Source organism: Candidatus Limimorpha sp. (assembly GCF_056203535.1).
Genome location: NZ_JBADWU010000081.1, coordinates 66,684 through 81,802 on the forward strand (window position 1 = coordinate 66,684; position 15,119 = coordinate 81,802).

At 44.6% G+C, this 15,119-nt stretch carries 8 protein-coding genes; 2 read left to right on the forward strand and 6 right to left on the reverse strand.

From position 1 onward, the window contains the following. Window positions 1–4: 4 nt before the first annotated feature. A complete protein-coding gene (locus AC06MN_RS09565; RefSeq protein ID WP_475672145.1) occupies window positions 5–1,585 on the reverse strand; it encodes an AAA family ATPase in 1,581 nt (526 codons plus the stop codon). Window positions 1,586–1,618: 33 nt separating this feature from the next. Continuing rightward, a complete protein-coding gene (locus tag AC06MN_RS09570; RefSeq protein ID WP_475672146.1) occupies window positions 1,619–2,026 on the reverse strand; it encodes a SoxR reducing system RseC family protein in 408 nt (135 codons plus the stop codon). A gap of 64 nt (window positions 2,027–2,090) precedes the next feature. Between AC06MN_RS09570 and AC06MN_RS09575 the strand changes: the two genes are divergently transcribed. After that, window positions 2,091–3,398: a YihY/virulence factor BrkB family protein gene (locus AC06MN_RS09575; RefSeq protein ID WP_475672147.1), complete on the forward strand. Its 1,308-nt coding sequence runs from the start codon at window positions 2,091–2,093 to the stop codon at window positions 3,396–3,398. A gap of 24 nt (window positions 3,399–3,422) precedes the next feature. Further along, entirely contained in the window at window positions 3,423–4,955 is a 1,533-nt protein-coding gene (locus AC06MN_RS09580) for a lipopolysaccharide biosynthesis protein (RefSeq protein ID WP_475672148.1), read from the forward strand. A gap of 1,235 nt (window positions 4,956–6,190) precedes the next feature. Here AC06MN_RS09580 and AC06MN_RS09585 read toward each other — a convergent pair. From AC06MN_RS09585 to AC06MN_RS09600, 4 genes are all read right to left on the reverse strand, one after another. After that, window positions 6,191–6,661: a hypothetical protein gene (locus AC06MN_RS09585; protein ID WP_475672149.1), complete on the reverse strand. Its 471-nt coding sequence runs from the start codon at window positions 6,659–6,661 to the stop codon at window positions 6,191–6,193. An 82-nt stretch (window positions 6,662–6,743) separates the two neighbouring features. Then, window positions 6,744–8,627, reverse strand: coding sequence for a T9SS type A sorting domain-containing protein (locus AC06MN_RS09590; protein WP_475672150.1), 1,884 nt, complete (start codon window positions 8,625–8,627; stop codon window positions 6,744–6,746). A 16-nt stretch (window positions 8,628–8,643) separates the two neighbouring features. Further along, window positions 8,644–11,046: an InlB B-repeat-containing protein gene (locus AC06MN_RS09595; protein ID WP_475672151.1), complete on the reverse strand. Its 2,403-nt coding sequence runs from the start codon at window positions 11,044–11,046 to the stop codon at window positions 8,644–8,646. A 2-nt stretch (window positions 11,047–11,048) separates the two neighbouring features. Further along, the gene (locus tag AC06MN_RS09600; protein ID WP_475672152.1) at window positions 11,049–15,104 is read right to left on the reverse strand and encodes an RHS repeat-associated core domain-containing protein; all 4,056 of its coding nucleotides are present in this window, start codon (window positions 15,102–15,104) and stop codon (window positions 11,049–11,051) included. Between the last annotated feature and the right edge of the window lie 15 nt (window positions 15,105–15,119).

Consider the following 15,119-nt stretch of genomic DNA (forward strand, 5'->3'; position numbering starts at 1 on the left):
TTGCTTAATCATTTATTTCAAGCTCTTCAATCTTGCATTGGTGATCTTTGGTCTTTTCATTGTAATTGATGCCAACGAAAAGCAGGTCGCCACGGTAATGCTCCAGCAAATCATCGTATTTCTTTTCCTTGATTTGATTGATGGCAGAATCGGCCGACTTGTTGTTTTTCAACTCGATAATCATTGCCGGAATGTTCGGAACGTAAGGGATCAAAGCCAAATCGGCATAGCCTTTGCCTGTTGGCAGTTCCTTGATGACCGTATATTTCAGGTTGGCGTAGAAATAGGCAAGGCCAATGGCGCTTTGGAAAGATGCTTCGTTGTTGTAAGTCAAAGGATTGGTGGCTCGGATGTGGGCTTCGGTCAAGGCGGCGGCTACGGCTTCTTCATCCTTGTTGATGGTGGCTTCTAACAGCTGCTTTGAGTCATTTACGATTTTTATGACGGGCTGATAATCCTGTTCGTACTGAATGGAAATGATCCACTGTTTGCGGATTTCTTCATTTGGTATGTAGCAAAGTTGCGTTTCCTTGTCGTAGGCCAAATACCCCAAATGAATCAAATAGGTAAAAACATCATCCTTGCCTCTGAAATCAGTCATCGTGTTCAGATAAGAATCCACTTCGACATGCACTTTTCCGCCGCCAATCATAGTGATGACATCATCTTTAATGCCGTCGAAATTCATCAGGATGTAAAGTTTCAGTGCCTCGTAGGAGCCGGTCTGTGTCCAGTAACTGCCAAAGCTGCGTTTCCGCATGGCGCTTACCACCGATTTCGGACTGAAAATTTCATGCACGTCGTTCAGGTCGTAGCCGTCATACCAGCGTTTACATTCTTCGTAGTCCATGCCGTATTGCTCGCAAAGGCCTTTCGTTTCTTCGGCGGTAAAGCCTACAAATTCAGCGAGTGTGCTGGCGTCGGTCATGGAATATTCTTCAAACAAATTGAGTTTCGACTGGATTCTGTCGCGCACAATGGGCAGAATGCCGGTAAGGTAAGCCAGTGCGATAGCAGGGCTTAAAGTTGAGTTCTTGAACAACGAATTGAGGAATCCTAAATAATCCTGAAACAGGTCACTCGCAACTTGTTCGCGGACAAGCACATCGTATTCGTCGATGATGATGACAAAAGTTTCATCAGTCTTGGCGTAGACTTTCAGCAATGAACTGGCCAAAGAATCATCAGGCGAAAACGGAATGCCAAACTGTTCCGACAATTCCGCCTTGACTGATTCGCTCATAATGTCAATGAAACGGCTCTTGCTTTTTGCCATCATGTATTCGGCGTTTAAGTCTAACTTGATTACATTCAGCTTGTTGAGATATTTTTCAAAACTTGCATCCTTAGCAATTTTCAAGTCTTTGAGCAATTCCCTTGAATCGCAGCCTTTCGAATAGTAAGCCGCAATCATGTTGCCCGCCATGCTTTTACCAAAACGGCGCGGACGGGAGACGCAAATGAATTTCTCTCTTGAAAAGAGAAGTTGGTTTAACTCGGAGATAATCATTGATTTATCAATGAATATTTCGGAATTTCGGTCTTGACGAAGCGTTTCGTTGCTCGGATTTAGATAGATTCCCATGACTTGAATTTTTATGGTGCAAAGATAAGCGAATTATTCTATTTCGTATTCAAACTGTTTTTTCAGTTTGTCGCGGTGGAGGTAGAGTATAATATAATAAGGTATGAGCGCGGCAATGCTGCATAGTGCCGACAGCCCTTCGCCGAAGCCGATGAGTGTGAAAAGCACGGCCATCATCAGAATGAAAGGCAGCAGGTAGCCGAGAATGGCGGCCTTGTTGCCTTGGCTCACTTTCATCCTGACGTTGACTTGCTGCATCAGTTGGAAATCGCGGTTTTTCGGACGCGGCACGGTGAGAATTTTCTCTTTCATGTCGCTCATCGAGCAGGCGCTTTTGGCATGACAAGCTGCACATGCACTCTTTGCCAAAATGCTGATTTCCATTTCGTCATCACTGATTTTTGTGACGAATCCTTCGTGTGTGATGGTCTCGTTGTTCATAATGTCTGCAAAAATATGTTTTTTAAACTAAAATCCGTACTTTTGCCGCTCAAAAGTTTGAAATATGCAAGACGAAGCGAAAAAAGAGGAGAAAAACAAGCCGTTGGCCTGGGTGAAAGCCAAGGCTGATAAATTGCGCTCATGGTATTATAAGGATGACAATATACTTCGCATTGTTCATTTCCCTGGCACAAAACTTCCTTTTTTGGATGTGATTATCGTCTTTTTCAAGAATTTCATCAAAGGACGTACATTGGACCGCGCTGCTGGCGTGGCTTTCAATTTCTTCCTTGCCTTGTTCCCGCTTATCTTGTTCTTTTTCACACTGATACCATATATTCCGATTCCTAATCTTGATGATTTGGTGATGAATTTCATTCAGGACTCATTCCTGCCATCAGGGACTTTGGACTTTGTGAACGACACCATTGATGGTATCATGAATCAGTCGCATGACGGTTTGCTTTCGGTAAGTATCGTGTTGTGCTTGGTGTTTGGCTCAAGCGGGGTGGTGGCTTTTTTCCGTGGTTTCCGTAATGTTTATGCCGATTTCATTGTCGCCAAGAAGCTCACTTTGAAGGATTGGCTGTTGCAGCGTGTGTTTGCAATTGCCATGCTGCTCATTCTTGGAGCTTTGATTGTGATTTCCATTGTGCTTATCTCGGTTGGTGGTTTAGGCTTGAAGATGTTGGTCGAGCAGGAAATCCTGAGAGGCGGCTTCGTGATTCTTATGTTCAACTTTTTGCGATGGCTTATCACAATTTCCGCTCTGTGCTTCACGGTTGCAACATTGTATTATTTTGGCAATGTGAAGTTTGGAGAGCATTATCGGAAAGAACGCAAGTCTATGGCATCAGGCAAAAAGAAATTCCGCGAGTTTGTGCTTTTCAGTCCGGGTTCCATTTTGGCCACGGCATTGTTCATCGTCGCCACATTTGGTTTCAACGCCTATATCAAGAATTTTTCGCGTTACAATGCTCTTTACGGTTCTATCGGCACTTTGATTATTCTGATGCTTTGGGTTTGGATTATTGCCATCGTTGTTTTGGCTGGCAATGATTTGAATTCCGGCATTCGCCGCGAGTCGGATAGGCTTAGTACCGGCGAAGATGCTGACCGGAAGAAGCAGATTGTCGTTGAGGACTTGAAGCGTCATATTCAAAACCGGATACAGGAAAATGAAGTCCGTGATAGGAAAATCGCCAGCTTGCAGAACATGATAGAGGAAAAACAGAAACTCATCGACCGACTGGCTGAGGAAAAGAAGGATGCCGACCTGATTATCAAAACATACAATGCTTTTGTTGAACAGGAACTTAACGCAGTTTCCCCTTCCGATTTTGAAAATCACCCAAATACTCCTAACTCCTAATTCCTAACTCCTAACTTCAACGAAATGGGTATCGTAGCACGACAGAGCATAAAAGGAACTTTGGCTACCTATCTTGGGGTGGCGGTTGGCATCATCACGACGTTTTTCGTGCAGACCCGGTTGCTCACCACCGAGGAAGTCGGCTTGATGGATGTGCTCATGCAGTCGGCAATTTTGTTGTCGGGCTTGGCACAATTGGGAACCTGCACTTCGGCCATGCGCTATTATCCTTTGTTTAAGGACGAAGATTCCAAAGATCATGGTTTTTTCGGCTGGACGCTGATTGTGCCTTTGGTTGGATTTGCTTTGTTCCTTGCCTTGTTTTATGCTTTCCGTGTACCTCTCATCGCCTATTTCTCCAAGAAATCAGCCTTGTTCATCGATTACATTTATTATGTGATTCCGTTGGCGTTTCTGATGCTTTACATCTCTGTCTTTGAGACCAATTCCAATCTTCTGATGCGGGTTGTCGTGCCGCGTTTCATCCGTGAAGTGGGTTTGAGGGTGATGGCGCTCCTCATTTATATTCTTTACGGTTATCATTATATCTCGTTGAAGGGAATGGTCATCGCGTTTTGCGCTTCGTATGGCATTGCCACCATTATCAACATCGTCTATCTGTTTACTTTGCAACGTGTTTCATTCAAGATTGATAGGAAATACCTTACGCCAAAACTGAAACGCGATTTCTTGATTTACACGGCTTTCCTTGTCACATCGGCTTTGGCGGGCAACATTACGCCGTTGCTGAACCGCTTTTTTGTCACTGGAAACGAAGGCCTTGCCATGGGTGGGATTTTTGCTATCGCCATTTATATTGCCACTTTGGTTGAGATGCCTTACCGCTCGTTGGGAGCCATCGCGAAGCCGCAGATTTCGCAGGCTATGGCCGATAACAACATTGCCGAAGCCGACAGCATCTGCAAAAGTGTTTCCTTGCACCAATTTTTGGTCGGCTCTTTCATTTTCCTGATAATTTGGATCAACATTGACCTGATTTATGATTTGATGCCGAATGGCGATGTGTATCGTGCAGGAAAATTAGTGGTTCTCGTCCTTTGCATCAGCCGTCTGATAAATTCGACCTTGAATGTGGGGATAACGGTTCTCAGTTATTCGAAAATCTATTACTATTCGCTGTTTTTCACCATTTTGCTGACAGTCTTGGCTTGGTATCTGAACATGAGGCTCGTTCCTGTGTGGGGCATGAACGGAGCAGCATTCGCCACCTTGATTGCCTATCTGGTGCATTACATACTTTTGCTCATTCTCATCAGGCTGAAGATTGGCACTTTCCCGATTGAGGAGAAACATATTGTGGTGGTTCTCATTATGGCCGTTTTGTTCCTTCTTGATAATTTTTGGACAGTCAAGGTTTCGGCTTCTTTTATCGGTTGTTTCGGAAATTTGGCCATAGGCAAAATTGCAATCGGCCCAGTCGTGAACGGTGCCGTCAAGACTGTTTTAATCATAGTCATAGGAATAGCTTCAGTTTATTTTTTGAAAGTGTCGCGACCGATAAATGAAATGATTGAAAAGATTTGGAAACGGAAATAGTGAAAGAAAGGATTTGTTTCGAATCGGAGTTACAGAATTTTCCGTAGCCGCTCGTGTGGCAACGTATGCTCCTGTTTTCTGAGCAGTTCTAAAAAGTTGGTATCGAATCATAGAGCCGCGATGCTAACAGGTAGAATGTGAAAGAATGTCATAAAAAAGGGCTTCTATATACTTTTAGACCTATTTTAGACCCAAACATTGGACGCGGGGCAGAAATCAGAGAATCTTCAACGAAGTCAATGAATTCGCGAAGCGGATTCCTATTAACTACGTTGAAATGAATATTGACTACGTCGAATCTAAAAGATTTCACCGACACGAAGTGAGGTAATCTTCGATTTCGCTAAATTCGCAAAATTCGCGGTAAAAAAAAAGACAATCGCAGCTATAAATTGGATTGTAGTGCCCTTTCCTGCCGGACGTAGAGAAAGAACCGCGAAATCGCAGATTCAACGTAGTTAATCGGGCGAATCATGCTAATATGGCCTTGCTGACGCAAGTCCCAGCCTGCCGGATACAGGACGATAATCTCATAGACCCTCGACGAAGTCAAGGATTATGCGAAGCGGATTACCCGTTCGCCTATTGTTCGCCTACCGTTCGCCTACTGTTCGCCTAGCTATCGCCTTTTTTATTGCTCATTTAGCATGGGATGACAGCCCGGAATCATGGCAAAAACATATAATTTGTCCTTTTTAGTAGCGCTAAAAATAAGTTGTAACACATCTAAACATTAGCCATTGATTTCCTGTTGAACGCAAATTGCCACAAATCATCCATAAATTAATGTGAATTAACTGATATACATATAATTATAACTTTTCATAATTTATGATTCATTTACGAGATTTTGCGTTTAGCGAAGCGAAAAAACAACTATTATAGTTATAGGTTATTTTTTAATTCTCACTTAATAACCAAAACATGCAAAACCCACAAATATTGCGAAGCTGAACGCAGAGCCATGCACGCATGAGCTATGCTGAGGCAAGCAATATTACCTCACTGCGTATCGGTGAAATGCTTTGCATTCGACGTGGTCAATCGTTGATTTCAGTGAAACTAAAACCTTTTTCTATCCACCTTTGAATCTCGCAACTGCTCGATTCAAATCAGTCTTTCGGCTTTTTTCAACCTGAATCTTTCATTCTAGGTCTAAAAGTATATTATTGCCATAAAAAAGCCCTGACCGTTGCGGCCAAGGCTTTTACTTTTATAAAAATAAACCAATAAGTTCACTTTTTGCTTTTCTTGCTCAAGGCGTAAGCCGCACCAAAGCCGATGAGCAGTAAAACTCCATTACCGATTGGTGCATCAGTGTCTTCATGAGTGCCATGGGTTGGGATATTCGGCGAAAAGATTCCTCCTCCATTGAAAAGTCCTTCTCGCTGTGGGCCAAAGCCCAAAAGTCCACCACCATTTCTTCTTCCTGAGCCACTATAGCCGTAGTCATCTGTACCATAGTTGGCTGACCTGCTGCCGACAAGGCCTATTTTGGTGAAAACGTCTTCATTCTCATCATCGTTATAATAATGCGATCCAACATAATGGCAGTCGCCGTAACTGCTAACCCTATGGAGATCGCCATAACTTTCAAAAACGTTGTTATCGTCATAACTTTCAAATTCATAGCCCACACTCTCTCTTTGGGCGTTTGCGGCAAATGCCATGAAAGCGATTGCTATTGTCAATGCTAATTTCTTCATGTTCAAATCCTATTTTGGGATGCGAGACACTAAGAGGACATAGGCAAGCCTTCTGTATGGGGTCTCTTATCCCTGTTTACAATTAATCTTTTACTATTTTCTGAATCATTATCTTTTCACCGTTGATGAGGCGAAGCACATACACACCTGCCCTCAAATCCTGAATGCCAATTGTGCTGTTTCCTCCTAACTTTTCGTTCTTCACCACTCTTCCGAGTGCATCTATGATTTGCAGCGTGTTTCCTGATTCAGCATCTGTCACGACCAAGTTGCCATTGCTCAAATACGCAAATGAGGTATCCGCCACATTCTCGCCGATGCCCGTCATGCTGAACACCAGTTTGAATCGCGAAGCATAATCCGTTGTCAAGGCAGTGAAAGTGTAGCTTCCTAAGCCTTTCGATGAAATGGCCAGCAAGTCGGTATCCGTGCCAGTCAGGTTGTCGATGAGATGCAAATAGCTTGCATTTTCCACATTGACAGTGATAGTGTAAGTTCCGTTTTGTGCTGCTTTAAAGTTAATCGGCATCTCGCCAACGGCATTTTCCATGGTATAGGCGGCGAACCTTTCACCATCTTGCGGGAAATAGATCTGGGTGTTGTTGGGATCCATCATGAACTTGTGGAGATTGCCGCTGTCGCCGAAGCCGAGGATGGCACGGTCGATGGCTGTGCCACGGCCTTGGCTGAGGGTCATCTCAATGCCGGCATTCACATTGGGTGCTGCGGTTGTAAAAGTCAAGTCCTGTCCCGTTCCGGTAGCCTCTACAAAAATGCCTTCGCATGGGGCTATCGGTTCGCCGGTGGCGGCAATCAATTCAGTGTTGTTCATCCTATAGAAGCTGCCGGCAATGTAGGCGTTGCAGGCGAAGGGGTTGCCCACGAGGTTGGAACCCGGATAGTCGCGGCCGCTTCCTGTGCCATCGTAATAGGTCAGGCCTATGGTCTCCTCTCCTGAGGGCGAAAGGATGCCGGAAAACTCGAGCGTCACGTCTCCGCTGTTTGCATAGAGGTAGCCCACGTTCCGCGTCATGGCTGGTTCCTGCTGGAAGACCCATTCCAGTTCGTGGGTCGGGTCGAAAGTGAACAGGTCATACGCATTGGAAGCCAGGTTTGCGACGGCGGTGCTTGCCGTCGGGTTGGCCACCAGATAATAGTGGTCTTTCTCTCCCTCGAAGCCGACGATGCCCTTCCTGAGCGTCGCCAAGACATTTTCGTTGCTGTGGACAAGCTGTCCGCCTTCTTCAACCACCAGCTGACACGCATCAGTTGTGGTGAGCGTGCCAGTAACGGTCAAAGTCATACTGGTCATTACAGTGATGGATTTTCCATCATTTACGGAAAGTGCCGTCACCGTTGCAGATGCATCCATTTCACAAATGCCATCGATGATGACATTGTCGGTTTCTGATGGCACAGCACCAGTACTCCAGTTGCTTGGCGTTGACCAGTTGTGGTCGGTCTCGGAACCGAGAAAAACAAAGTCGGGATGGTTGGTGAAAAAACTGATGAGATAAGGATCTGAAAGACCTCCGATGTCGGCATTATCCGTATAGGTAATGGTTTGCGAGCACGACACATCTAACTCCGTTTCTGTCTCGTGATCGTAGATTCTGAATGTGTCCACCTCACCACTGAGGCCGTAGAAAATACAAAACAAAAGATATCTATCCTGAGGAGGGAAGTAAACACTGAGAAACTCTCTTCCTCGGCACACATCACCTTGAAAGACACCAATCTCAAGTTGTGTGGAGCGTTGTTCCACACCATCTATCTCAACATAACCGATTAAAGTGGCATTCATTCCTGTCGAACCTGCAGGGTCGACAGGCTGCCAGTGATAGTCTGAGTTTCCAACATTCACTGTCTGCAAGGCTTGCAATTCCCGTAGGTTTGGCATGGTTTGCTGCGCAAAGGCAGACGAAAACATCAAGACTAATAAGGTAAATAACAAAGATTTCTTCATTTCAAAAATAGATTTTTCATTCAACAATAAGTTTTCCGTAATATACAAGACCATTATCTCCCGTCATTTTTACGATGTAAATACCAGGGACTCGAGGCGCCTTGATGTCGGCAGCATTGGTGTGATATGTGTCTTGACAGACAGCCACGCCCAATGTATTGACGATTTCAACCCTCATGCTGGTGACACCATCAACCTTGAGGCTGACATTCACCTTTCCGTTTGCCTCTACAGGATTCGGGAACAGTTTTATTTCCTTCGCAAACTCATCCATGCCTAAAGTTCCGAAATTGATGATATAAGGGTCATCCATCGCACCAATCACGGAATTGGGATTGAAGACGAGAGTGGTTTCCTCACCGATGATTTCGATGCCACTGTCTCCATCATAAAGTCTGAATGTGATTGCATCGTTTTCATTGCCAAAATAAGTGAGGAACACGAAATACCTGTCGAGTGGCTCTATATACATGACATTAGTTTCTCCGACGCAACGGTCGCCGACAAATGCTCCCACAACCACGTTATCATTCCGCTGTTCTTCTCCGTTGATGGCAATCACACCGATAAGCGTGGCATTATCGGAATATTCGCCTACCGACACATCCCAATGGTTGGTCATCTGAATCTCAAGAGGTTCCTGACCATCTCTTGAAGAAGTGGAATAGACAAACTCAAACGGATCCTCGTTGTTCGACTTGTACATGTAGCCCATGCCAGGCGTCAATTCGGTAAGGGTGCCAAACCAGCTACCCATTGAGGAGTAGTAGGTGGCATAGGCATTACGGGACTTTATCAGATCCGAATCTTCTGGAGTCATGTTGGCCAAAGCGGAATTGAGGTCAACGCTCACATCCGACGGGAAGCCAATCCAGTTCCAGCCGTTCCAGATGGTAATCGGATTCGATGCCAAGTCAGCAGGTAAACCTGAGATTTCTACCGTTTGATCCGAATTCATGTCTATCATATACATTTCCTTGTTGTTGATGGCCAGAAGTGTGCCATACCAGTCACCCATATAGGACACAAAACCATCGGCTTTCGACTTAATCAAAGAAGCATTGGAACCCAAAGCGGTCTTCAACATGCCGAAATCTTCTTCAGTGTTCATGGTGATGTAACTCGACCACCAGTTCCAACCCTCATTCAGGCATTCCGATTGGGTGAGGACGACATCGCCTGAATAGACGAAACTCGCCACCAGCTCGCGGCTGCCTTCCACTGTGAAAGTATAGGTCGGGTTGGTTGAAAGTGTAATTCCATTATAGCTCCAGCGTTCAAAAGTAAACCCCGTGTTGGGTTGAGCTGTAACTGTCGCCTGTGAACCATAGACATAATAACCGCCGCCGCTTACCGTTCCGCCTTCTTCTGGCGAAGCAGCCACTGTGACGATGAGGTCGAAATTACCGTATTCGTATTCAGCTTCTTCCTTCATGGCCTCAACATTGCCCACATTGTCTTCACCGAGACAGAAGAAACGATAGCAATGATTAGGCTCGGCCATGTAAGTCACCTCATCGCCAGGCAAATAAGTTCCATACAATTGGTATGCGCCGTAGTTGTCGGACACATACAGCTTGTATTGCTTGATGCCGCAGCCGTTGAAATCGTCGCTGCCAGCGAATTGAAGCAGCAACTCATACGCTTCCACCTCGCTTCCCGTAAGCTGGGTGACAGGCGACATGGCATCAACAGTGTTTACCCACTTGTTGGTAGCGATGGCATCGTTGATGTCGAAGACGATGGAGGCTTGGGCTGTAATTGTGTCACGAGTGACACACTGACGCTCATTAGGCTTGATGGTGAAACTGACGAAACCTTCGCCGCAATGGGTGCTGTCGTTCACAGGCAGGAAGCCCATATCCACGCTGATGGGAGCCAACCCTGTTGCCGGGTCGATGCTCTGTAAAATCCAGAAGGCTTCGTTGCTGACTACATCCAAGCCTGCCACCACGTCTACATAGATGCCCATGTCCTCGATTAGGTCGAGGCGGGTCTGGTAGCTTGATGGTGAACCTTCGACGGAGAACACATGGCTTCCGAAGCCGAAGGTGCCCACCACGAAGGTTGACCTACTGGCTTTAGCATGAAGCTTATGCCTCACTTCCACCCGCTGCGCCGCAGCCGTGGCAAAGTTTGGGTCGTTCTCAAAGTAGATAGTGTAAGGCAAGGAAGCCGTTGCGGCCACCCACTGCATGGTGTCGCCCAAGGCATCATAACCCACCGTGCCGATGATTTCATTGGGATCTACAGGAGCATTAGAATGAATCTCACCAGAACCACCAGGGTTGGGATCTGGCTCACCTGGAGGGGGAACAATAGGTTCTTGAGGACCTTGGTTGCAATTAACAGCTTGACCAAAAATCTGTGCTGAAAACAATAAAACTATTGCACACAATATTATTTTAAATCTTTTCATGACTATTTATCTTTATTACATTTATTATCACACTGTTCTTTTGTTCTTAACCCACATTCTCCAGTACAATCCAATTGTTTTAATAGTCTGTTGTATTCTCTAACAACAAAATCAACAAAGTTTTGGCAATTATGAGAATCAAAAGAATAATACATATCCCAATATCCTTGCACAATTCCAACTGCTTTCTTAAGAATGCAATCATTACTAACATCTGGGGCATCATTATCACAGTCATAATTATTTATATTCTCATTTCGCATCCAATGACCTGGGCCATATGGTCTATTTCCTCCAAAACCGATAGTGCCATTATCATCATCATAGAAGATTTGTAAATGGTCTTTATTGGGATTACTTAAACCATCAAATGGATGTTCATAATCATGTGTAGAAGGATACAACCATTTCCATTTATCAATATTAAGAGGTTTTCTACAGATTCTTCCTTTTCCAGATGGATCAGTATATTTCAAAGGTTTATCAGCAACATATTGATATAAATTGTAACTATCATGATACATCCATGGGTCATGCTGCATAAAGCGTCCCAAGCCAGAATGTATGGAACGAGCACGATAATAATACAAACCTGTTTCGGCATCGTACTCACGGCCAGTGAACAGGATGGCGTTGCCCACAGCAGATTCACTCAACATGTTGTTGAAAGCATCATAAATGGTGGGCTGTCCGTAGGGGTCATATTCGTAGTGTTCTACGAGGTTGCCGGTAGCATTGGTTAAGGCTACCACGGAACCGAGATGGTTTTTGTGGTAATAATAGATGTTACTACCACGACGCATTTGTAGCACATCATCAATGTCGATTCCAAAAAGGTAGGTAGCTTGCACCGTGTTGGTGGCATCGCGCTCCTCAATGGCTTGGTCACCGCAATAGTAATAGTTGGTCGTTGAGCCTGTCGAAACGACCACTTTTTGGATGCGGCGGTTCAAGGCATCGTACTTGTAGGTAGCCGTCGCGCCATTATCCACACTAATCAGGCGGTTGTTGTAATTGAACTGGTAGGTGTGGGTACCATCACTCGTCATATTGCCGTTGTCGTCATACTGGGGTGCCATGTTGGTGCCACCCGTAATGGCAGTGTAGGCATTCATGTTGTTCGCCGTGTAGTTGGTGGTCACGCCATTGACGGTCATGGTAGTGCGGTTGCCCAGCGCATCTATGTTATACTGCACCTGTTTTAATGGATTAGGAATCTCTACGCCTGTAGTTATCTGGCCCTGCTTGAAACTTGCCAAGCGGTCGAGGGCATCGTAGGTGTAGGCTTCGCTCTTGGTCGGGTGAAGCAAATTCTTCTTCAAGAGCATATTGCCCACGACATCATAGGTCATCTGCACATGGACAATATTCGGATTGTCGGTCAGTTGCACCAATCGGTTCAGCACATCGTAGGCGAAATTGGTGGTCGTACCGTTACTGTAGGCCCTTTGGGTCAGATAATCGTTGTCATTATAGGCAAAAGTCGCCACATAGTTGGTGTTTTCCTTGATGCCTGTCATGCGTTGGCGCAGGTCGTATTCTTCGGTAATTGTCCTTCCGCTTGGATAGGTTTTCGTCATTTTTCGGTTGCGAATGTCGTAGGCATAACTCGTGGTCAAACCGTTCAAAGTTTCCGAAAGCAGTTTTCCTGCATTGTCGAAAGCAAACGAAACCTGTGCATCGACATTGTTGGCGGTCAACATATTACTAACGGCATCATAACTGAAACTGTCAGAAGTGCTATTCGGATAGGTTATTTGTGTCAACCGCCCCAAAACATCATAAACATAACCCATCTGATGACCGCTTTCATCGGTATAAGTCACTGTATTGCCGTTAGCATCATAAACAAACTGTTGGGTTTTACCGTTGGCATAGGTAATGGAGGTCAATCGGTCATCAGCGTCATATTGGTATGAGGTTGTGTTGCCACAAGCATCTGTGACTGATGCAAGATTGCCATTGGCATCATAGGTGTAAGAATTAATGAAGTTTAGTGCATTACGTTCTAAAATTACTTGATTATTAGCATTATAAGTAAATTCTCTTGTCTCTCCATTGTGATTGGTATAGGTCAAAACATTGCCATTGTTATCGTACGAATAATACTCTGAATGACCCGTAGCATCGGTTATCTGCGTCACTCTATTCAAAGCATCATAAACATACGATGTTACATTGCTTTCACCATCAGTAATTTGAATGGTATTGCCATTAGCATCATAGACAAAACCTGAAATCAATCCCAACTGATCAGATACAGAAACCAGTCTGTCCGATGCATCATACTGATAATTGATAATTCGTCCATTTGGATATTCAATGTACATGATTTGACCGATATTATCATAAATATAGGATGTTGTATCACCCATAGCATTTATTTCCATTTCAAGCCAATTATGGTCGTCATAGAAATATTGTGTTGTATGATTCATTTCATCGGTAATAGCAATAGGATTATTCATCGCATCATAGGCATATTGAATGGAGTTTTCCATCGGGTTCGTCTTTCGAATCATATAACCCAATGCGTTATATACCATAGAAGTTTGGTTAGACAAGGCATCTGTAACACCAACCAATTCATTTTTGACATTGTATTGGAAATAAACAGCTCCTCCCATGGGATCGCTCATTTCCACAACATTATTCATTGCATCGTAAACAAAACTGGAAATTCCCAATTTAGGTGTTTTTGCAGTCACAACCAGTCCCAATGCATTATTCGTATACTCGGTTACATTACCTAATGGGTCAACGATTGAAGACAGATTACCATAAGTATCGTAATTATAAGTAGTAGTATGGTTGTTGGCATCAGTTTTCGTTACAATTTGTCCAAATTCATTATAAGAATAATATGACACAGTGTTTAATGGAGAATGTGCTTCGATAGGGTTTCCATTTGCATCATAAATATAACTATACAAATTTCCATTTCTGTCAGTGTAGGAAGCCGTATTGCCAAAGTCATCATAGGTGTAATATTCCGAATGACCTAAAGCATCTGTGGCTGAAAGCATATTACCGTTCATATCGTAAGTGTAGACCGTGGCATGTCCATTGGCATCTTCACGACGGATGACATTATTGTCATCATCGTATTCCAATTTTGTGCTAAAGCCACAGCAGTTGCCTACTTTCTCTATCACGCGACCACGATCATCCCATTTATAGGTACTAAATTGATTGTTGCCATTAGGAATGTAATCGATAATGATGGTCTGACGATTGGCCTGTTCATAACGGATGGACTTGTCGGTCAAGGCGGTCTTGATACGATGTGCCATGCCATCGGCATTGTAAGTCACGTGGGTGGAGTAATTAGCCGCATCGGTGAAGGTTTTGATGCGGTTGGCATCGTTGTAGGCATAGTGTGAAGTGGCACCCATAGGGTCAGTGACGCTGATGAGGTTCTTATGCTCATCGTAGGCGTATGTCCACACGCGGTCGTCAAACGAAGTGCTCATCTGGGTCAACAGTGTGTCGTTACTCCATGTGAAGTTGATGCTGCGACCATTGATGTCGGTGATGGAAGTCAGATTGCCGTTATTGTAAGTGAAATCAAGTGTGTTGTTGTAACGATTCTTGATTTGGGTGACCCGCTTTGAGGCGGCATCCGAGAAATAATACTGTGTGCCGTCCTTCTCGGTGAGCTTATAAGATGTACCTTCGAATGACAAGGTACTGAACACACCAGCGGGTGCTTCAAAGGTGTTGCCATAGCGGGTGTAGAGGTCTTGTCGGCCATCGCCCTGCTCGATGATGATGCCCAATGAGTCTTTGACGTAGCGCATCTCATAGCCAAGGCTCCAGCCATTGCCGTAGCCGTAGTTTTGCTTGTTATTGGAACTACTATAGTAAAACACAGCTCGCAAATCCAAGCCTCGATTGGGCACGGAGAGGTCGGGGCGTTGGTAGAACAGAACACCATTGTAGCTATTCACCCAAATACCATTGGGGCAAGCGATCTTGGGGCGTATCGTATTTTGCGCTTGGACTGCCGCCATGCTCAACCCTAACAAAATAATCAATGAAATTATTTTCTTATTCATAGTGATTGATGTTTT